Source organism: Aeromonas allosaccharophila (assembly GCF_000819685.1).
GTDB lineage: Bacteria > Pseudomonadota > Gammaproteobacteria > Enterobacterales > Aeromonadaceae > Aeromonas > Aeromonas allosaccharophila.
Genome location: NZ_CDBR01000116.1, coordinates 1 through 19,789 on the forward strand (window position 1 = coordinate 1; position 19,789 = coordinate 19,789).

At 57.1% G+C, this 19,789-nt stretch carries 15 protein-coding genes and 1 pseudogene; 10 read left to right on the top strand and 6 right to left on the bottom strand.

What is annotated here, in order from left to right; genetic code table 11:
• Both BN1115_RS22610 and hxsA read left to right on the top strand, forming a co-directional pair.
• Positions 1-506, top strand: a pseudogene (locus tag BN1115_RS22610) (His-Xaa-Ser system radical SAM maturase HxsC); the annotation flags it as partial.
• Positions 503-1,090: a His-Xaa-Ser repeat protein HxsA gene (gene hxsA / locus BN1115_RS22040; protein WP_082034911.1), complete on the top strand. Its 588-nt coding sequence runs from the start codon at positions 503-505 to the stop codon at positions 1,088-1,090. The pseudogene BN1115_RS22610 and the gene hxsA, both read left to right, overlap by 4 nt.
• A 122-nt stretch (positions 1,091-1,212) precedes the next feature.
• Here hxsA and BN1115_RS20530 read toward each other — a convergent pair whose 3' ends face one another.
• Positions 1,213-2,595, bottom strand: a complete 1,383-nt coding sequence (locus BN1115_RS20530; RefSeq protein WP_042658634.1) for an amino acid permease — start codon at positions 2,593-2,595, stop codon at positions 1,213-1,215.
• A 398-nt stretch (positions 2,596-2,993) separates the two neighbouring features.
• Here BN1115_RS20530 and BN1115_RS20535 point away from each other — a divergent pair, with 398 nt between their 5' ends.
• Complete coding sequence (locus BN1115_RS20535; RefSeq protein ID WP_244152307.1) at positions 2,994-3,290, top strand: hypothetical protein; 297 nt, start codon at positions 2,994-2,996, stop codon at positions 3,288-3,290.
• 251 nt (positions 3,291-3,541) lie between these two features.
• Here BN1115_RS20535 and ppsR read toward each other — a convergent pair whose 3' ends face one another.
• A complete protein-coding gene (gene ppsR, locus BN1115_RS20540) occupies positions 3,542-4,354 on the bottom strand; it encodes a posphoenolpyruvate synthetase regulatory kinase/phosphorylase PpsR (RefSeq protein WP_005344832.1) in 813 nt (270 codons plus the stop codon).
• A 348-nt stretch (positions 4,355-4,702) separates the two neighbouring features.
• On the opposite strand from ppsR, the gene ppsA reads away from it, so the two are divergent.
• Complete coding sequence (gene ppsA / locus BN1115_RS20545; RefSeq protein ID WP_042658636.1) at positions 4,703-7,075, top strand: phosphoenolpyruvate synthase; 2,373 nt, start codon at positions 4,703-4,705, stop codon at positions 7,073-7,075.
• A 69-nt stretch (positions 7,076-7,144) separates the two neighbouring features.
• Here the strand turns inward: ppsA and BN1115_RS20550 are convergent, their stop codons facing one another.
• Both BN1115_RS20550 and asp read right to left on the bottom strand, forming a co-directional pair.
• Positions 7,145-7,615, bottom strand: coding sequence for a serine protease chaperone (locus tag BN1115_RS20550; protein ID WP_042658637.1), 471 nt, complete (start codon positions 7,613-7,615; stop codon positions 7,145-7,147).
• An 18-nt stretch (positions 7,616-7,633) separates the two neighbouring features.
• Positions 7,634-9,508 carry a serine protease Asp gene (asp, locus tag BN1115_RS20555; protein WP_042658638.1) on the bottom strand — a complete coding sequence of 625 codons (1,875 nt, stop codon included), beginning with the start codon at positions 9,506-9,508 and terminating at the stop codon, positions 7,634-7,636.
• 606 nt (positions 9,509-10,114) lie between these two features.
• On the opposite strand from asp, the gene BN1115_RS20560 reads away from it, so the two are divergent.
• The gene (locus BN1115_RS20560) at positions 10,115-10,900 is read left to right on the top strand and encodes a MetQ/NlpA family ABC transporter substrate-binding protein (protein WP_042658645.1); all 786 of its coding nucleotides are present in this window, start codon (positions 10,115-10,117) and stop codon (positions 10,898-10,900) included.
• Between the two features lie 85 nt (positions 10,901-10,985).
• Here BN1115_RS20560 and BN1115_RS20565 read toward each other — a convergent pair whose 3' ends face one another.
• Together BN1115_RS20565 and BN1115_RS20570 are read right to left on the bottom strand one after the other, a co-directional pair.
• Positions 10,986-12,836, bottom strand: coding sequence for a DUF3413 domain-containing protein (locus tag BN1115_RS20565; protein WP_042658639.1), 1,851 nt, complete (start codon positions 12,834-12,836; stop codon positions 10,986-10,988).
• A 48-nt stretch (positions 12,837-12,884) separates the two neighbouring features.
• Positions 12,885-13,112: a YejL family protein gene (locus BN1115_RS20570; protein ID WP_005333874.1), complete on the bottom strand. Its 228-nt coding sequence runs from the start codon at positions 13,110-13,112 to the stop codon at positions 12,885-12,887.
• Between the two features lie 73 nt (positions 13,113-13,185).
• Between BN1115_RS20570 and yejK the strand changes: the two genes are divergently transcribed.
• From yejK to BN1115_RS20595, 5 genes are all read left to right on the top strand, one after another.
• Positions 13,186-14,247, top strand: a complete 1,062-nt coding sequence (gene yejK / locus BN1115_RS20575; RefSeq protein ID WP_042658640.1) for a nucleoid-associated protein YejK — start codon at positions 13,186-13,188, stop codon at positions 14,245-14,247.
• A gap of 407 nt (positions 14,248-14,654) precedes the next feature.
• Entirely contained in the window at positions 14,655-15,836 is a 1,182-nt protein-coding gene (malE, locus tag BN1115_RS20580) for a maltose/maltodextrin ABC transporter substrate-binding protein MalE (protein WP_005333871.1), read from the top strand.
• A 75-nt stretch (positions 15,837-15,911) separates the two neighbouring features.
• The gene (gene malF / locus BN1115_RS20585; protein ID WP_042658641.1) at positions 15,912-17,564 is read left to right on the top strand and encodes a maltose ABC transporter permease MalF; all 1,653 of its coding nucleotides are present in this window, start codon (positions 15,912-15,914) and stop codon (positions 17,562-17,564) included.
• 12 nt (positions 17,565-17,576) lie between these two features.
• Positions 17,577-18,467: a maltose ABC transporter permease MalG gene (malG, locus tag BN1115_RS20590; RefSeq protein ID WP_042059283.1), complete on the top strand. Its 891-nt coding sequence runs from the start codon at positions 17,577-17,579 to the stop codon at positions 18,465-18,467.
• Positions 18,468-18,535: 68 nt separating this feature from the next.
• On the top strand, positions 18,536-19,672 hold the full coding sequence (locus BN1115_RS20595) for an ABC transporter ATP-binding protein (RefSeq protein ID WP_042658642.1): 1,137 nt from the start codon (positions 18,536-18,538) through the stop codon (positions 19,670-19,672).
• Positions 19,673-19,789 lie beyond the last annotated feature (117 nt).

Here is a 19,789-nt window from a genome sequence, read left to right on the forward strand (position 1 = left end):
CATTCATGCTCTTACCCTGCCTTTATCACCTTGAAACAATCGGGCAACATATTGAATTGCGCATCGTTTTAACCATGGATGTGCTCAATAATATTGAAGCATTATGTGAATTTATTTCCAGGAACTTATCATTCGTCTCATTTGTTGCGTTAATGGGAGTTGAATTAACCGGCCTTGCCAAACGAAATTATAAACAAGTTTATTCTTCAATTGCTGGGTATTTACCTGCATTGATATCGGGAGTTAATATCCTTAAACTAAATGGAATACAGGCATTAATTTACAATGTTCCACAATGTCATCTCCCGCTGAGCTTGCGAGATCTTGCAGTACAAAGCATTTCTGACTGGAAAAATGAGTTTCCTAATGGTTGTGATGGTTGCGCGTCAAAAGCTATCTGTTGTGGCTTTTTTGAGTCGAACATTTATCATAAGTCCGGTATTTTAATTAAGTCGTTAAATGGCATTAATGATGAATCTTATATTGAGGTAAAAGAGCAGCTATGAAAAAACTCATGTCCACTTTGCAACGATGGGGAGTCTTTGGTCTGAGTATTTTGGGTGGGCATGGCGCTACGGCCAGTCCTGCACACCTTTCTGATGAAGCATTGAGTCAATTGAATTTGGACAACTTGCCAAATATGGAATCGTCGCTGAACTTGAATGTGAACAACCTCTATGCAGCCCATAGATCACATCGCTCACACAGTTCACATCGCTCGCATTCAAGTCATCGTTCTCACTATTCTGGCTATGGTACCTCGACCTATAGCGCCCCTGTGAATTCGCCCTCCATCTCTACGAGCAGTAGCACCAGCAGTCTCAATAGCGCTACTAAAGAAAGTCTGTACCCCACCACAGGTTCTTCTACGGTAAAACGTCCTACTGCAAATGACAGTGCGATGATGGAGTTGATCATGCGAGTGCAAGTCGCGCTATTTGCCAAAGGCTATGATGTGGGCATTATTGATGGCAAGTTGGGCCCCAAAACCCGTACTCAGATTAAACGTTATCAGCGTGACCATGGGTTAAGTTCCACAGGCACGCTGACAACTGAATTGCTTGGGAGTTTGGGTATTCAAATCCAGTAAATGGTCAGGTTTTACATCCCAGACAAGTGCCTCATCACAGACAGGGGGGCAGACTGAGTTGAACAATAAAAAACGCCGATCATCCGATCGGCGTTTTGCATTGATGTCGCTAACTGCGGGAATTAACCCAGATTGGCTGCGACCTTGCTCTGGGCTTGCCCTTTGCGCTTGATGATAAAGCCGATGCCCAGTACCACCAGCCAGGCGGGGATCAGTTCGACCGAGATGCGGAAATCGGGGGTCATATACATGATCACCAGAATGCCAGCCATAAAGGCGAGGCAGAGGTAGTTACCGAAGGGATACCAGAACGCCTTGAACTTGGGCTGGACACCCTCTGCGACCTTGGCCTTGCGGAACTTGAGGTGCGCGAGGCTAATCATCGCCCAGTTGATCACCAGTGCGGAGACCACCAGCGCCATCAGCAGACCGAAGGCCTTGCCCGGCATCAGGTAGTTGATCAGCACGCAGAGCAGGGTGGCGATGGCCGAGACCGAGAGGGCAACCAGCGGTACGCCGCTCTTGTTGGTCTTGAGCAGGGCTTTCGGGCCGTTGCCTTGCTTGGCCAGACCGAACAGCATCCGGCTGTTGCAGTAGACGCAGCTGTTGTAGACCGACAGCGCTGCCGTCAGCACCACGATATTGAGCACGGTGGCGACCAGATTGCTGTCCAGAGCGTGGAAGATCATCACGAACGGGCTGCCGCCTTCCACCACTTTACCCCAGGGATAGAGGGACATCAGAATCGCCAGGGCGCCGATGTAGAAGATGAGGATGCGGTAGATCACCTGATTGGTGGCCTTGGGAATGCTCTTCTCGGGGTTGTCCGCTTCCGCGGCGGTAATGCCCACCAGCTCCAGACCGCCGAAGGAGAACATGATCACCGCCATCGCCATCACCAGACCGCTGATGCCGTTGGGGAAGAAGCCCCCTTGTGCCCACAGGTTGGTGACGCTCGCCTCGGGGCCGCCGGCACCAGAGATGAGCAGATAGCCGCCAAAGCCAATCATGCCGATGATGGCGACCACTTTGATGATGGCGAACCAGAACTCCATCTCGCCAAACGCTTTGACGTTGGAGAGGTTGATGGCGTTGATCAGCACGAAGAAGAAGGCTGCCGACATCCAGGTCGGGATCTCGGGCCACCAGTACTGGACATAGATGCCCACCGCTGTCAGCTCGGCCATGCTCACCAGCACGTAGAGCACCCAGTAGTTCCAGCCGGACGCAAAACCGGCAAACTCGCCCCAGTATTTGTAGGCAAAGTGGCTGAATGAACCGGCTACCGGTTCTTCCACCACCATTTCACCGAGCTGGCGCATGATCAGGAAGGCGATAAAGCCGCCGATGGCGTAGCCCAGCAGGACCGAGGGGCCCGCCATCTTGATGGTTTGGGCAATGCCCAGAAAGAGGCCGGTGCCGATGGCGCCGCCCAAAGCAATCAACTGAATGTGGCGGTTTTTAAGGCCGCGCTTCAGCTCCTCACCGTCTTGTTTCAAATCCATGGGTCTGTCCTTACGTCTCTGTTGTCTCTGGTCGGTGTTGGGCTCATCCTGAGCAGGCCGCAGTGCGTAGCCAAAACCTGACGAAAGCTGTATTTATTTCGTTACGCCATGCCATTTGCAATTTTTAGTGTTGACTGGCAACCGAAGCAGAATAGTGATAATCCGCCATGAATGCACCTGTTTTCCATCTCTAATGGCCGTATTTTGTACCAACGGCAGCTTTTTCATGATCTGAAGAGGCGTGCTGGTAGTTTTTGGTTGATGTTTGTGCAATCAAATTTTGTTTTGTTGACATTTGGTGTGATTTGTGGGGTTTTGTTGTGCTGGGCCATAGGTGGATGCAAATGATGCCAAACAAGCGAGAGTGCAGGGAAGAATGCAGGGAAGAGTGCGGGGAGTTGGAGTACTGGGAACGCGAAAGCGTGCTGCAACAAGGGGTTGGCCGGGGAGTGTTGGTGGTGCTCTGGTTAGGGATTGCCGCCAGTCCGCTGTTGTTGCTGGTGGCCGCAACCATGCTGCTGGGCTGGCTCTCGCTCGGTGATCAGGGGTTGCTGCACTACTGGCAGCCGCTGTTGCTGGTTGGCGGGGTAACGGGTGCTGTTGCTGGTGGTTGGTTGGCAGAGCGGGTTCGCCTGCGCCACAGCTTGCTGGCCTTCTATGCCCGGTTGATGAACAACCCCGAACTCAATCGTTAGTTAACTCTGGCTGTTCGCAGAGCAGAGCACAGTAGAGCAGAGCGGAACAGAACGGCGGCTAACGGGCGGCAGGCGCGCAACGACAGGTAGGAACAGGTTGGCAAGCAGAGGGATAAGCATTTGTGGTGCTTATCCCTTTTTCATCCACGTTTTTCACTGTCATCTATCCAAATCACAACTTACAACAGCTGACTTTTACCGCCGATCTGGGGTTTTTATCTTTTGTTAATGTCGATAGCTGTCAAGCTGGCTTAACAGAGCTGGCGGCGCAGACCGGTCGCCTCGAGGACCTTGGCGCTGATCTCCTCCACCGAGTGGGAGCTGGTATCGAGGAAGCGGATCGCCTCCTGGCGAAACAGTCGCTCCACGCAGGCCAGCTCCTGCTCGCACTGTTCGATGGAGGAGTAGCGGCTGTTGGCGCGGCGCTGGTTGCGGATCTCGTGCAGCCGCTGCGGCGCTATGGTGAGGCCAAACAGCTTGTGACGGTTGGCCTTGAGCGGGGCGGGCAGCTCCAGCATGCCCATGTCCTGCTCGATAAAGGGGTAGTTGGCGGCGCGAATGCCAAATTGCAGCGCCAGATAGAGGCTGGTGGGGGTCTTGCCGCAGCGGGAGACGCCGATCAGGATAATGTCCGCCTCGTCGTACTCCTTGGTGGTGATGCCATCGTCGTTGGCCAGCGCGAAGTTGACCGCCTCGATACGATCGTCATAGAGCTTGCGGTTCTCCATGCCGTGGGTGCGGTGGAGGCGGGGCTCAGCTTTCACCCCCAGCTCCTGCTCCAGCGGGCTGACGAAGGTATTTAGAAAGTCGTGGCCGCACGCTTCCGATTTCAGTACCTCTTCCCGTACCAGCGGGTCGACGATGGTGTGAAACAGGATGGGGCGCACCCCGGTCTGGCGAAACTGCTCATCGATCCGCATCCTCACCTGACGCGCCTTCTCCAGTGTCTCCACAAAGGGGATAGTGATCTGCTCGAAGGCCAGCGGAAACTGGCTCAGTACCGCGTGGCCGAACACTTCGGCGGTGATGGCGGTGCCGTCTGAAACATAAAATACGGTGTGCACGTGGGGCTCCTGTGATACCGGCGGGTGGGGTCGCATGGGGTAAAGGGTGAGAAGTATCTCTCGAAACCATACCAGTTTTGTCAACCGGTCTGCTGTGCCCAAGTTGTGAAGTGGCTTGCAAACCTGAATCGTTATCTTTTTGTGTCGCCATTGTAGAATGTTCCGGTCATTCGACCATCCCCAACTCTTGCTCGGGGATTTTTTTGAAAACCAATAGAAAACGTTTTCATGGTCGTTGGCAACAAAAGAAACAGACAATAACGCACCAGACTTACCCATAACCTCATCGATTAAATCGGGCGCACGAGGTGCTATGGCATCGGTGCCCACCAACCTGGAGACATCCAAGTGCAACAGTACGTGCTCTGGTACGAACAACTCGGAATGCAGGACGTAGAACGCGTTGGCGGCAAGAACGCATCCCTTGGCGAGATGATCAGCAACCTCTCTGGCGCCGGAGTATCCGTGCCGGGGGGCTTTGCTACCACCGCCTTTGCGTTTAACGAGTTTCTGGAGTCAAGCGGCCTCAACGGCAAGATCCACCATCTGCTCGACAATCTGGACGTGGACGATATCGCCGCCCTCAACCGGGCCGGGCAGCAGATCCGCAACTGGGTGATCGATGCCCCGTTCCAGCCCGAGCTGGAGCAGGCGATCCGGGTGGCTTATGAGAAGTTGAGTGCCGGTGTCGAGGCCTCGTTTGCGGTGCGCTCCTCCGCCACCGCCGAGGATATGCCGGACGCCTCCTTTGCCGGTCAGCAGGAGACCTTCCTCAACGTACGTGGCATCGATGCCGTCATGACGGCGGTCAAGCATGTGTTTGCTTCCCTGTTCAACGATCGCGCCATCTCCTATCGGGTGCATCAAGGCTACGACCACAAGGGCGTTGCCCTCTCGGCCGGGGTGCAGCGGATGGTGCGTTCCGATCTCGCCGCCTCCGGTGTCATGTTTACTCTGGATACCGAGTCCGGCTTCAACGACGTGGTCTTTATTACCGGGGCCCATGGTCTTGGCGAGATGGTGGTGCAGGGCGCGGTCAACCCGGATGAGTTCTATGTGCACAAGCCGACCCTCAAGGGGGGCCGCCCGGCGGTGGTACGCAAGACGCTTGGCTCCAAGCTTATCAAGATGACCTACTCGGACGATGCCGGTCACGGCCGTCAGGTGAAGATTGTCGACACCGATGAGACCGAGCGCAGCCGCTTCTGCATCACCGATGAGGAGGTGATGGCGCTGGCGAAACAGGCCCTCATCATCGAGCAGCACTATGGTCGCCCGATGGATATCGAGTGGGCCAAGGATGGTCAGGATGGCCAGCTCTATATCGTGCAGGCGCGTCCGGAAACCGTGCGTAGCCGACAGGAGGCCAACACCCTCGAGCGTTTTGCCCTCAAGCAAGCGGGCAAGGTGTTGATCGAGGGGCGCGCCATCGGCCACAAGATTGGTGCAGGCCCGGCGCGGGTTATCTCCTCCATCAGCCAGATGGATGAAGTGCAGCCCGGCGACGTGCTGGTGACCGACATGACCGACCCGGACTGGGAGCCCATCATGAAGCGGGCCTCCGCCATCGTCACCAACCGGGGTGGCCGCACCTGTCACGCCGCCATTATCGCCCGCGAGCTGGGCATTCCGGCGGTGGTCGGCTGTGGCAACGCCACCGACCATATTGAGCCAGGTCAGCGGATCACCGTCTCCTGCGCGGAAGGGGATACCGGTTTTATCTATGACGGCGAGCTGGACTTCGACGTGGCGGTGACCGAGGTGGGCAACATGCCACGCCTGCCCATCAAGATCATGATGAACGTCGGCAACCCGGATCGGGCCTTCGACTTTGCCCAATTGCCCAATGCTGGGGTAGGGCTGGCGCGTCTTGAGTTCATCATCAACCGCATGATTGGCGTGCATCCCAAGGCGCTGCTGGCGTTTGACCAGCAAACCCCAGAGCTGCAGGCCACCATCGCCAAGATGATCGCCGGTTACGACAGCCCTCGGGAGTTCTACGTGGCCAAGCTGACCGAGGGGATCGCCACCCTGGGGGCTGCGTTCTGGCCGGAGCGGGTGATCGTGCGGATGTCGGACTTCAAGTCCAACGAGTACGCCAATCTGGTGGGTGGCCGTGGCTACGAGCCCCACGAGGAGAACCCGATGATCGGTTTTCGTGGCGCATCCCGCTACATCGCCGACAGCTTCCGCCCCTGTTTTGCCCTCGAGTGCGAGGCGATCAAGCGGGTGCGCGATGTGATGGGGCTGACCAACGTCGAGGTGATGATCCCCTTCGTGCGCACCGTGGGCGAGGCGGAGCAGGTGATCGACATCCTGGCCGAAAACGGTCTGCGCCGTGGCGAGCGGGGCCTCAAGGTGATCATGATGTGCGAGATCCCAAGCAACGCCCTATTGGCAGACAAGTTCCTCGAGCACGTGGACGGCTTCTCCATCGGCTCCAACGACATGACTCAGTTGACCCTGGGGCTGGATCGGGATTCCGGGCTAATCGCCCATCTGTTCGACGAGCGCAACGAGGCGGTCAAGGCGCTGCTGTCGATGGCGATCCAGGCTGCGCGCAAGGCGGGCAAGTATGTAGGGATCTGCGGCCAAGGCCCATCCGATCACCCGGACTTCGCCGCCTGGTTGGTGGCGCAGGGGATCGATTCGGTGTCGCTCAACCCGGATACCGTGGTTGATACCTGGCTCTATCTGGCTGAGCAGCATGGCGCCAAGTAAGCCACTGCCAAAATGAGCAGCACAGAAAGGGGGCCATGATGGCCCCCTTTGTTATCTGTGTGGCGCGGCCTATTTCGGCTGCTGTTCGGCCCCCGACAGCTCGATCTGCACATTCACCCCTTCGCTCTTGAGCTTGGTGGCGATGGCGTTGAGATCGGTGCCCGATTTGGCCTCCAGCAGGGCGATACCACCGCTGCTCTGCTTGAAGTTTAAGCCGTGGCGCGTTGCCAGCGCCTTGGCGGTGGCATCGTCAGCTTCCACCAGCAGGGTGCCGCTGACGGTGAGCTCAGGGCTGGCGGCCCCTTGCATCAACACGTCGCCGCGGCGCAGGGTCTGCTGCGGGGTCTGCTGCGGGGTCTTGCCATCAAGACTGCGGGCGACCCGCTTCTTGCTGCCGTTGTCGGGAATGAGGTAGGTCTGGCCGTTCACCTCTATGGTGCTGTACTGCTTGCCATCCATGGTGACGGACTCCTGGGCGCAGAGCTGTCCCGAGAGGGGGGCCAGCAGGGTTGCCAGAAGCAAGGTAACAGGTTTGTTCATGGTAATACTCCTAGCGTGTTAGCTGCGGTTGGCATCGTGACCCAGGACCCGCAGGGACCATGAGATCAGCTTGCCCGGTTGGCGATTGTTGCGCTCGGACAGGGTAGTGCGCTCCCCGGTTTCGCGATTGAGCAGAGAGACCTGACGGGTACCGTTGGCAACGTCGGTTACTTCCAGTCGCCAGTCGCCCTCGGCCGCTTCACCGTAGAACTTGTGGGAGAGCAGACGCATGTCACGCAGCCCTTTGGTGCGCACATATCCCAGTTTTTGCTGATCAAGGGATTGACCGACCAGGCTGTTGAACGGGCTCAGCAGGATGCTGCGGGTGCCGGCGGGGGAGACCAGCTCGATCAGCAGGTCGGGCAGGCGCTGGTGATCCAGACTCACCATCACCTGAACCGCTTCCACCGTCAATGGTGTCGCGATGCGGGTGGTGGAACGGGTCGGGCTGTTGCCTGCATCCGCAATGGTGGCGGTACTGCCGGTGACGCTGGTCTTCTGCCACGGCAACTGCACCAGGGGCGGCAGCGGCTGGTGGTTGGCGGCTAACTCAAGGGCCTTGTTGACGTCGATCAGGCCAAAGCCGTAAGTGGGGCTGAACCACATGCCGGCGGCATTGCGCTCCCAACCTTCCAGCCCTTTCACATCGCGTACCTTGCCGGTGCTGCTGGTGTAGCTGACCATCACAGGTTTATGTGTGGCATCGACCCGGGTTGCGCTCCGAGCCAGCAGATCCCGCTGGTCCCGCACCGGCAAGTCCGGGTAGGCGGACATCAGCAGCGCCATGGCGCCGGAGGTGCTGGGGGTGGCGGAGGAGGTGCCGTTCATCACGCCGTTGTAGTCGCAGCTGGCATCCAGTTGTGGGTTGCCGTGCAGCCGGTTGGTGCTGGGATCATTGGTGCGGTTGTAGCCCATGTCGCAGCCGGGCAGATCCGTGGTGACCATCGCTGGCGAGTCGGTGCCATATTCGCCACCGGTGGCGCTCAGGAAGACGTTGCTGCCGACGCTGGAGTAGGAAGATCTGGTCCCGTTGGCGTTGAGGGCGCTCACCACCAGGTTCCAGAAGTTGCTGTTGGAGGGGTCGAGGTTGCTGTTTTCAAACGGCAATTTGGGGCCATTGCCGGTGCGGTTGAGGATATAGCCGCCCGCCGCTATCTTGTTGAAGCCGTTGCCGGCGGCCTTGATATAGGCCGCGCCCTGCGCCTTGAGGGTCTGCTGTTCAAACAGACGGTCGAGCTGGGATTGATCCAGAGAGTTGGCAGAGCGGGGATCCACCACACTCATGCCGTAGCTCTGGTTGAATACCCGGTTGTCGCGGCTGGCATCGCTGTCACCAAGGGCGTAGAGCCAATCTTTCTGCAACTGCTGGCTGTTGTCATCCAGCAGGTTGAAGCCCTGCAGCTGGGCTCGCGGGGCGATCCCCTTGGTACCGATGGCGTTGTCTACCGCCGCTATGATGCCGGAGACCGAGGTGCCATGGGCCGTATCCGGATCGGTCGGGGTCGGATCATCGCTGCCGGTCACCACGTTTTTCGAACCCGGACGCACGTTGTCCGCCAGATCCGGGTGGGCGATGGCCAGACCATCATCCACGACAGCCACATTGATACCCTGACCCAGCACGCCGGTGCGATGAGCCCACCAGAGGTTGAGATCATTGCCCGCTATGCCGCCACGGGCGCTGAATCCATCCTGTCCGCTGTTGAGCAGATACCACTGCTGATCCTGCAGGGGATTGGTACCTGGCAGGCAGCGCTCGGTGCTGCTGCGTCCGATATCCACGCCGCTCTCCTTGCCGGTGAGCGGCGCACAACCTTCATTTGCCTGAACGAGCGCACTGGGCAGGGTCGACAGCAGTGCTGTGATCGCCAGTGCTAACGATGTTTGCTTCATTATTTTTAAACTCCATCTTGGATCGCACCATCCTGGGTGCGACGGAAATCTATACACGGGTGATAGGGGTTCAAAAAGAGCCATTTTCAAAAAGCGCAACGAGGTTCAAAGAAATCCGATCTAGTTTGTGGTAGGTATTCCAATGAGGCTGATTATGTGTTCTATTGAGAATGGTTCTCACCGCCCATTACTGATCTTTTTATCTGTAATTCACTCTCTCGTGACTCTCCTTCGCCGCAGCCATACCGATTCGGGGCAATCCCGAAGGGGGCGTCGTGCGCTCTTGACAGTGAACGGCATGGTGGTGTGTGCCAATGTGAGTGCTGGTATGCGTTCGGGTGAGACTGCAAGGGGGATGAGGTGGGGGTGGTCAGCGGTTTATTGCTTGGCGGCGGTGGATGGCTCTGTTATGGTAATTAAAATAGCCGTTTGGATGGCTGGATTGCTGCGGTGTGAAGGGTGTTACTTCTGAGGGCGGCCCCGCCGCAGGCCCATATCTTGATGCGTACCTGACAGGGAGTCCCTATGCCGTTTCGTTCCTTCTTACCTTCTTCTTGCACTGCTTCCTTGCGCGCCGCTGCTGGCGCCAGCACCTTTATTGCCGCGATGGCGGTAGGGAGCCTCTCTTTTTCCGCGGTTGCCGCCGATGCCCCCTTGCCGACCAAGCAGGAGATCGTGATTGGCACCACGGTGGGGGATTTTGCCGACATGGTGACCGACTCCATCAAGCCGCAGCTGGAGGCCAGGGGGTACAAGGTCAAGCTGGTGGAGTTCACCGACTATGTGACACCCAATATTGCTCTGGCTGACGGGTCACTGGATGTGAACTGTTTCCAGCACAAACCCTATCTGGAGAGTTTTGCCAAAGACCGCGGCTTGTCGCTGGCGCCCATTACCCAGGTGCCCACCGGCCCGATGGGTCTCTACTCCGGCAAGCTGGTGGCACTCGACAAGGTGAAAGAGGGGAGCACGGTGGCTATCCCCAACGATCCCACCAATCAGGCGCGGGCGCTGTTGATGCTGCAGGATCTCGGTTGGCTCACCCTCAAGGAGGGGATAAACCCGCTCAAGGCGAGCGAGTTTGATGTGGTGAATAATCCGCACAATCTCAAGCTGGTATTGCTGGAAGCCGCACAGTTGCCCCGTTCGCGCGAGGATGTGGACTTCTCGGTGATCAACGGTAACTTTGCCGCTTCCAGCGGTATCCCGTTCAGTGAAGGACTGTTTCTGGAGCGCAGCTACGATTTCATCAACTGGGTGGTGGTGAAAAGCGCAGATGCGGATCAACCGTTTGCCAGGGATGTGGCGGCGGCTTACAACTCGGCGGCGTTCAAGGCCTATGCGGCCAAGCGTTTCGTCGGCTACAAGTACCCGCAAGGGTGGGGTGGCTAACAGTCGCGAAAGTGGCCCCGCTATACAACGAGAAACGCCCCGAATGTGGGGCGTTTCTTATGGTATCAAGCCATCAGTGCAGGTTTCATTGGTTGCGATAGAAGCGGTTCAGCTCGTTCATCACCTGGATCATGGCGCCCATATCTGGGGTACCGTGCTTGATCGGGCGATAGCTGTTGCGCTCCAGCAGTTCGAAATCACCCTGCTTGTTGAAGTGGGTGATGGTGTCGCCCTGATAGATGGCAAAATCGTTCTGATCCCCTGCCAGCAGCCAGTTACGGGGCGTGGTATCGAACAGGTTGCGACCAATGCTGTAATCGCGCGCCGGATTGCGTACCCCCAACATCCCCTGCATCAGGGTCGGGGCCAGATCGAGATGGCTGCTCGGCTGTTCCAGTACCAGGCTGTCGCGACCCGGCCAGGCAATTACCATGGGCACTTGTACCTGATAGGGGGAGTAGTTGCTGCCCGCACCCCAGCTGTTGCTGCGGGTGTCGTTGAACTCCTGACCGTGGTTGGCGGTGATGACGACGACGGTATTGCTGTCCATTCCCTGCGACTGCAAGCTGGTCAGCATCTGCTCAAGCAACTGGTCGGTATAGAAGACCGAGTTCTTGTAGCGGTTCTCCAGCTTTTGCAGGTTCTCCGCCCGATAGGCGGTCGCCGGGTTGAAGTTGGCCAGCTCCGGCTGGAATGGCCCCTTCATGGTCGCGGGCAACTGGTAGTCACCTGGGCTCGAGAGATAGACCAGCGAGAACCAGGGACGCTCCGGCGTGCGCTTGCCGAGCCACTGCTGCCAGTCGGTCAGCAGCTTGCCATCATCGATCTGTTCGGAGACAAACACCTGCTTGCGCAGGCCGGAGAGGATGCTCTTGCGATACTTCTGGGCATCTTCCATCGCGCCGAACAGCCCGAACTGGTAATCCTGACGCAGCATCTCGTCGAACAACACCGGCGGACGCTTGTCGCTGCTGATGTCCTTGTAGTAGTGGCCGGGCAAGCCGTAGAAGAGGCTGAACATCCCCATCAGATCGTCGTTGCCACCACTCATGTGGTTGCGGAACGTCAGGTGCTGATCCGCATAGCGCTGCAGATTGGGCATGTTGATGTTGTTGAGCATGTCAAAGCGCAGGGAGTCGACCACCACAATCAGCAGATTGCTGTGGGCCAGCGGCGCATTGACGTTGAGCGGGCGCAGCGGATAGTGCATCCGGCTGTCGCTGTCATCACCCTGGGAGGCCGCCTGCTTCTCGTACTGATCCAAGTCCAGCCAGCCATGTTTGGCCAGGAAGGAGCGGGCCGTCATGGGGTAGGAGAGGGGGAAGTTGGCTCTCTGCATGGTAATGGGCTGATAGAGGGTCGCATCCGCCCAGCTGTTGACCACATGGGTCAGAATAAAGCAGACCAGCAGGGCCAGCCCCACCTGATTGCCGTACTGGCGGCGCTTGCGTTTGTTGATCTTGCGCCAGACATAGACCGACAGCAGCAGTTGCAGCAGGAAGATGGTCGGCACGGCGACGAAGATAATGCTCCAGATCGAGCCCTCTTCGGTCTGTGCCTGATCCAGCAGCAACTGCCATACCTGACTGTTGAGGTGAAACTTGAACAGCCGGAATACCTGGGTGTCGATCAGCAACAGCACCAGCGCCAGGGTGGCGATGATGGCCGAGATGAATCGCAGCGGTTTCTCTTTGGGCAGCACGAAGCTGAGCGGAAAGACCGTCAACAGGTAGGTGACGAAGCTCAGGAACGAGAAGTGGCCAATCCAGCTTACAACGAGATAGATCACGCCAAGCGTGGTCGATGGCCAGCCGATGGCACCCAGATAGCGGGTGGCGATAAGCATGGCCAGGATAATGTTGAAGAAGGAGAACCAATGCCCCCAGGTGATCAGGCGAGAGACATTATCACGATAGGGGTTACCGGTTTCGACCATAGTGATCCATCTGCGTTGAGAAACGTCAAATCAACAGAGTCGCAGGACTCAGTGTGCGTCGTGGCGATTATCGACCGATGCGGTCAGGGCCTGGACAAACTTTTCAGTGATGGCCTGGCGCTGGGCCGGTGCCATACCGTTGATGATATTGGTGGTCAGATTGCCAAGCACCATAAGGCTGAGATCTACCGGCGCTTTATGCTTTTCCAGCGCGGTGATCAGGTCGTTCATCAGGGCGTCAAATTGCTCGTTATTGTACTTTGATACGATAGGCATAATCTTCAGTTCATCTCGGTTCAAAGCGCCTTATAATACTTCACCCTTTCGGCTAACACTATGGCTTTGTGACATGAGTCTCGATATCGACAAGATCATTCTTCACTCCTTGCGCCAGGGCGGCGATGGTCAACCCCACGCCGATACCCGCAGCCAGACCCTGCCTCCCGACGAGGCGGTACAGGGACTGATGGCGGAACTGCATCGGATCTATAACGGCAAGGGCGGCAAGGGTTTTGGCTTCTTTGCCGACCCTGAAACGGCCGTCGCCGAGCTGGCGGAGGGGGAAGAGGCCCCCAAGCAGCCCTCACCCGCGTTTCGTATCGCCCTCGAACAACTGCTCAGTGAGCAGACCGAATTCGTTCCCTTCTCGGTCAATGTGACCCAGATGCTGGTCAAACAGCTGGTGGAGCACGCCCTCGATGAGCAAGGGGTGCTGCTGTTTGCCAAATACAACTATGTCGGGGTCGATTATCTGCTGATTGCCCTGCTGGAGGGCAAGGAGAGCGTCACCGTCAGCGAAGCGCTGGAATTGCGTCATATCCAGTATCTGGATATCGGCAAACTCAATCTGGTGGCCCGCATTGATTTGACCGAATGGAAAACCCAACCGGATTCGCGCCGCTATATCACCTTCAGCAAGGGACGTATCGGTCGCAAACTGGGCGACTTCTTTATGGATCTGCTGGGTGCCCGTGAGGGCATGGATGCCAAGGTGCAAAATAAAGGCTTGCTACAGGCGGTCGAAGATTATTGCGACAGTCGCCAGCTCGAACCGACCGAGCGCAACGATTACAAAAAGCAGGTCTTCAAATATTGCACCGAACAGGCGAGTGCCGGTGAAGAGATCGAAATCAAGGAGCTGTCTGCAGAACTTTCCGCAAAAGATGGCGGCGACGGTGATCTCGATTTTTACAGCTTTATCGGTCAGGAGTATGAGCTGGAAGAGCGCTTCCCGGCGGATCGCTCTACCCTGCGCGGCCTGACCAAGTTTGTCGGCTCCGGTGGCGGTCTGACCCTGAGCTTCGAGCAGAAACTGTTGAACAGCCGCATTTTTTACGATCCCCAGACCGACACCCTGACCATCAAGGGCGTGCCGCCCAATCTCAAGGATCAGCTGCTGCGTCAGTCGTAGTGGGATCAGTAGTGTGATCAAGTCGTCATTTCTGGCAAAAAGAGACTCCGCCCCGGCGGGGTCTCTTTTTTTATTGCGCCGCGGCATGCCTCGAAACCGCTGCGGTACTTTGTTAACAAATCAAACAAAATAAATCACCTGAAAGGGTTTTCATTGAGGTGAAAACCCTTTCATTTGTGAAATTTTATTTCATTTTGGTAATTAATATTCTGCTGTTGTCCGTAATTAAGTCGATAAATGGCCTTAACCCCCTGAAATAAGAAAATGTTTTCAAAACTTCCTGGAAGGAAATACGTAATTGCATTTCAAAAATGCGAGTTGCGTCATGTGAGCCGTTTGCCGCTTGGGATAATATTCATCTCGCACACAATGCTCTTACAGCGCGGAACTAATACAAGGAAAGGCTCATGAAAAAGAAATTGCTGTCATCCCTGATCGGTCTGGCCACTCTTGGCGTCGCTTGCTCTGCTACTGCTGCCATCGATGAAGGCCAGCTGACCATCTGGATCAACGGTGACAAGGGATACAACGGTCTGGCTGAAGTGGGTAAGAAGTTTGAAGCAGAAACCGGCATCAAGGTTACTGTGGCTCACCCGGATCAGGTTGAAGTGAAATTCCAGCAAGCCGCCGCCACTGGCAACGGCCCGGACATCTTCTTCTGGGCTCACGACCGTTACGGTGAGTGGGTCAAAGCCGGTTTGCTGGTTCCGGTAACGCCGAACGCTGCCACCAAAGGCAAATTTGAACAGCTGGCATGGGATGCCATGACTGTTGATGGCAAAACCTATGGCTACCCGGTTGCCATGGAAGCGGTCAGCCTGATCTATAACAAAGACCTGCTGCCCGAGCCGCCGAAAACCTTCGAAGAGATCGCCAAGATTGACGAGACTCTGAAGAAAAACGGCAAGCGCGCCATCATGTGGGCTTATGACACCCCGTACTTCAGCTATCCGCTGGTGGCTGCCAACGGTGGTTACGCCTTCAAGAAAACCGCTACCGGTTATGACGTTAAAGATACCGGCGTGAACAACGCAGGTGCCAAGATGGGCGTGGGCTACATCTCCGAGATGATCAAGTCCGGTCACCTGGAAAAAGGCATCGACTACGGTGTGATGGACGCCAAGTTCAACAAGGGCGAAGTGGCCATGATGATCAACGGTCCCTGGGCCTGGAGCAACCTGGACAAGAGCGGCATCAAGTATGGCGTAGCGCCGCTGCCGACCCTGAACGGCAAGCCGGCTAAAGCCTTCGTTGGCGTGCTGGGTGCCACCATCAACGCCGCCAGCCCGAACAAGGATCTGGCTATCGAGTTCCTGGAAAACTACCTGCTGACCGATGCAGGTCTGGCGCCGGTTAACGCCGACAAGCCGCTGGGTGCCGTTGCGCTGAAATCCTTCCAGAAGACCCTGGAATCCGATCCGCACATCAAGGCCACCATGTTGAACGCCCAGGCTGGCGAGCCGATGCCATCCGTTCCCGAGATGAGCCGTTTCTGGTCTTCCTTCGAAACTGCCCTCAAGAACGTGACCTCCGGTCGTCAGGGTGTTGACGAAGCACTGGATACCGCTGCCAAGCGTATCGTTCAGTAAGCACGCACTACCCGGGAGGCCGCAATGGCCTCCCACTCTCTCAAATCTCTCTTGGCGTTATAAAGGTTAATTGGCATGGAAGTAGTACCTTCTGTTGAGTCCTATGCCGGTCCGAAGGATAAGCACACCTGGCTTAAGTGGACCATAGCGGCCCTGGTCGCCATCCTCAACGGCTACGCAGCCGTGATGATGTACGCCAGTGGCGAGTGGGTATTCGCGCTGCTGGATCTGGTGGTGGTTTCCGTCGGTCTGTATGTCTTCATGAACAAGAAGACCTATGCCCATCGCTACATCTTTCCAGGTGTTGCGGGCATGGTTGTGTTTATCATCTTCCCTCTTGCCTACACGATTGGCATCGCCTTCACCAACTATTCGGGGTCCAACTTGCTCTCCGTGGAGCAGGCGCGGGACTACCACCTGAAGAAAAGCTACAAGGTGGCGGGCGGTGAATTCGATTTTACCCTGCTGGGTGGCGACAATGGCCAGTTCCAGCTGCTGCTGACACAGGATGATCAATCCTTTATCAGCCAACCTGTTTCCCTGATGAACAACAAGGCCCGTGAGCTGGCGTCCCGCGAGGGCCGGGTGCAGAGCACCCAGCAAGTGGTCGAGCTGCAGCCCTTCACTGGCGAAGCCGCCAGCAAGGCCGCACCGATCCGCGCCATTGTTGAGCATCGTACTCACCTGAGTGACCTGGATCTGGTGCTGCCGGATGGCGGTACCCACCTGACCCTGAGCAGCCTGCGCAAGTTTGCCGCCCAGAAGCAGCAGTACACCCGTCTGATGGATGGCGCCGTGCTCAAGTCCGGCGTGGTGATCAAAGACAGCAACCTGCTGCGTGATACCCAGAATGGCCAGCTGATGCTGCCCAACGGTGACACCGGCTTCTATCAGTACATCGACGAACAGGGTCAGTTTGTCGGCAAGGGCGTGGCTCCCGGCTTCGTGGTCAGTGTGGGCTGGAAGAACTTCGCGCGCATCGTCACCGATCCGGGCATCCAGTCACCGTTCCTGCAGATCTTTATCTGGACAGTGATCTTCTCCAGCTGCTCTGTTGCCTTCACCCTGGCTATCGGCATGGTGCTGGCCTGTCTGGTGCAGTGGGAGTCGCTCAAGGGGCGCGGTTTCTATCGGGTCATGCTGATCCTGCCCTATGCGATCCCGGCGTTTATCTCCATCCTGGTGTTCAAGGGGTTGTTTAACCAGAACTTCGGTGAGATCAACATGTTCCTGGAAGCGGCGTTCGGCATCAAGCCGGACTGGTATACCAACCCCTTCCTGGCCAAGGTAATGATCCTGATCGTCAACACCTGGCTCGGCTACCCCTACATGATGATCCTCTGCATGGGCCTGCTCAAAGCCATTCCGGAAGATCTCTATGAAGCGTCCGCCATGGACGGTGCCGGTCCGGTGCAGAACTTCTTCAAGATCACCGTGCCGCTGTTGATGAAGCCGCTGACACCGCTGTTGATTGCCTCGTTCGCCTTCAACTTCAACAACTTCGTGCTTATCCAGTTGTTGACCAACGGTGCGCCGGACATCATCGGCGCCAGCACCCCGGCCGGTACCACCGACTTGCTGGTGAGTTATACCTACCGGATTGCGTTCCAGGGATCGGGTGGTCAGGACTACGGTCTGGCCAGTGCCATCGCCACAGCTATCTTCCTCATCGTAGGTGCGCTGGCGCTGCTCAACCTGAAATTGTCCAAAGCCGACAAGCAGCTGTAAGGAGGCTTCAACATGGCAATCGTACAACCCAAATCAGTCAAATACCGGGTGTGGGCAACCCACCTGGTCATGTGGAGCTTCCTGGCGCTGATCATCTTCCCGTTGATCATGGTTATCGCCATCTCGTTCCGTAACGGTAACTTCGCGGTAGGGGAGATCATCCCCTCCAATCCGACGCTGGATCACTGGAAGCTGGCGCTGGGCATGTCCATCACCAACGCCGACGGCAGCATCACGCCGCCGCCGTTCCCGGTGCTGACCTGGTTGTGGAACTCCATCAAGATCGCCGGCATCACTGCCCTGATGATCGTGACGCTCTCCACCACCTGTGCCTATGCCTTTGCCCGCCTGCGTTTTCGTGGCAAGTCCACCATCCTGCAGGGCATGCTGATTTTCCAGATGTTCCCGGCGGTACTGGCGCTGGTGGCCATCTACGCGCTCTTTAACAAGATTGGTGACTATATCCCCTGGCTCGGTCTCAACACCCACGGTGGCCTGATCCTGGCGTACATGGGCGGTATTGCCCTCCACGTCTGGACCATCAAGGGCTACTTCGAGACCATCGACTCCTCTCTGGAGGAGGCGGCGGCCATCGACGGTGCGACCCCGTGGCAGGCATTCCGTCTGATCCTGTTGCCTCTGTCGGTACCCATCCTGGCGGTAGTGTTTATTCTGGCCTTTATCGGTTCCATTACCGAGGTGCCCATGGCCTCCATCCTGTTGCAGGATGTGAACAATCTGACCCTGGCGGTCGGGGCCCAGCAGTACCTCTATCCGCAGAACTATCTGTGGGGTGATTTCGCGGCGGCCGCAGTGCTCTCCGGCTTCCCCATCACAGTGGTGTTCCTGCTTGCACAGCGCTGGTTAGTCGGTGGCCTCACCGCCGGTGGCGTGAAAGGTTAAGTTTATGGCCGGGGGAGCTGACTCCCCCCGCTATCACGATTTGCAAAGATTCAAGAGCGGAGCTCGTCATGGCTGAAGTAGTACTCAACAACGTTCGCAAAAATTACGATCCGGCTGTTCACAAGGACACCCTGCGCAACATCAACCTCTCCATCAAGGAAGGGGAGTTCATCGTCTTCGTCGGCCCGTCCGGCTGCGGTAAATCGACCCTGCTGCGGATGATCGCGGGTCTGGAAGACATCACCAGCGGTGAGCTGACCATCGGCGGTCGTTACATGAACGACGTGCCGCCAGTCGAGCGCAACGTTGGCATGGTGTTCCAGTCCTACGCCCTCTATCCCCACATGAACATCTACGAGAACATGGCCTTTGGCTTGAAGCTCAAGAAGATGGACAAGGAGAACATCCACAAGCGGGTGATGCGCGCCGCCGAGATCCTGGGTCTCGAGCCGCTGCTGGACCGAAAGCCCAAGGCGCTCTCCGGCGGTCAGCGTCAGCGGGTTGCCATCGGTCGTTCTATCGTGCAGCAGCCGCAGGTGTTCCTGTTTGACGAACCGCTCTCCAACCTGGATGCCGCGCTGCGGGTCAAGATGCGGATCGAGATCGCCAAGCTGCACAAAGAGCTCAACTCTACCATCATCTACGTGACCCACGATCAGGTGGAAGCGATGACCCTGGCCGACAAGATCGTGGTACTGAGCCCGCTCAAGGGCGAGGCGGCCACCAACCTGGAGCAGTTCGGTTCACCGCTGGATCTCTACCACAACCCGGACAACAAGTTCGTGGCAGGCTTTATCGGCTCTCCCAAGATGAACTTCCTAGCGGGCGAGTTGCTGGAGATTGGCGAGCAGGAGTGCGTGGTCAAGCTGACCTCCGGCGATACCGTGCGTGCCCGAGTCGATGCCCGCAGTGGCGCGGTGGGTGACAAGGTGGAGCTGGGTATTCGCCCCGAGCACCTGATGCCGCTGGATCACCCCCATGCGCACAGCAAGGTGAGCGGGATCGTGCAGGTGGCCGAGCACCTGGGCGCCGAGTCCTTCGTCTATATGGATGTGGATGGTCACGACTTTACCGTCAAGGCCACCTCGGATGTGGATGTGGCGACCGGTCAGACCTACAGCGTGGGTATTCCGGCCGAGGCCTGCTACCTGTTCGATGCCAAGGAGCAGGCGTTCCCCCGTACCGCCAAATATATCCGTACCTGATTTTTTGTTGTGCTGGTTTTCCTTATTATTCAATGCCTTTTTGCCGGTCGTCAGACCGGCTTTTTATTGCCTGTTATTCTGCCCTGGGGGAATTCAGGCTAGGGAAGGTGCGAATAA

What these genes read in the sequence shown, in the direction of transcription:
- hxsA (WP_082034911.1), top strand. Translation starts at nt 503, where the DNA reads ATGAAAAAACTCATGTCCACTTTGCAACGATGGGGAGTCTTTGGTCTG.
- BN1115_RS20530 (WP_042658634.1), bottom strand. Translation starts at nt 2,595, where the DNA reads ATGGATTTGAAACAAGACGGTGAGGAGCTGAAGCGCGGCCTTAAAAAC.
- BN1115_RS20550 (WP_042658637.1), bottom strand. Translation starts at nt 7,615, where the DNA reads ATGAACAAACCTGTTACCTTGCTTCTGGCAACCCTGCTGGCCCCCCTC.
- asp (WP_042658638.1), bottom strand. Translation starts at nt 9,508, where the DNA reads ATGAAGCAAACATCGTTAGCACTGGCGATCACAGCACTGCTGTCGACC.
- BN1115_RS20560 (WP_042658645.1), top strand. Translation starts at nt 10,115, where the DNA reads ATGGCGGTAGGGAGCCTCTCTTTTTCCGCGGTTGCCGCCGATGCCCCC.
- BN1115_RS20565 (WP_042658639.1), bottom strand. Translation starts at nt 12,836, where the DNA reads ATGGTCGAAACCGGTAACCCCTATCGTGATAATGTCTCTCGCCTGATC.
- BN1115_RS20570 (WP_005333874.1), bottom strand. Translation starts at nt 13,112, where the DNA reads ATGCCTATCGTATCAAAGTACAATAACGAGCAATTTGACGCCCTGATG.
- yejK (WP_042658640.1), top strand. Translation starts at nt 13,186, where the DNA reads ATGAGTCTCGATATCGACAAGATCATTCTTCACTCCTTGCGCCAGGGC.
- malE (WP_005333871.1), top strand. Translation starts at nt 14,655, where the DNA reads ATGAAAAAGAAATTGCTGTCATCCCTGATCGGTCTGGCCACTCTTGGC.
- malF (WP_042658641.1), top strand. Translation starts at nt 15,912, where the DNA reads ATGGAAGTAGTACCTTCTGTTGAGTCCTATGCCGGTCCGAAGGATAAG.
- malG (WP_042059283.1), top strand. Translation starts at nt 17,577, where the DNA reads ATGGCAATCGTACAACCCAAATCAGTCAAATACCGGGTGTGGGCAACC.
- BN1115_RS20595 (WP_042658642.1), top strand. Translation starts at nt 18,536, where the DNA reads ATGGCTGAAGTAGTACTCAACAACGTTCGCAAAAATTACGATCCGGCT.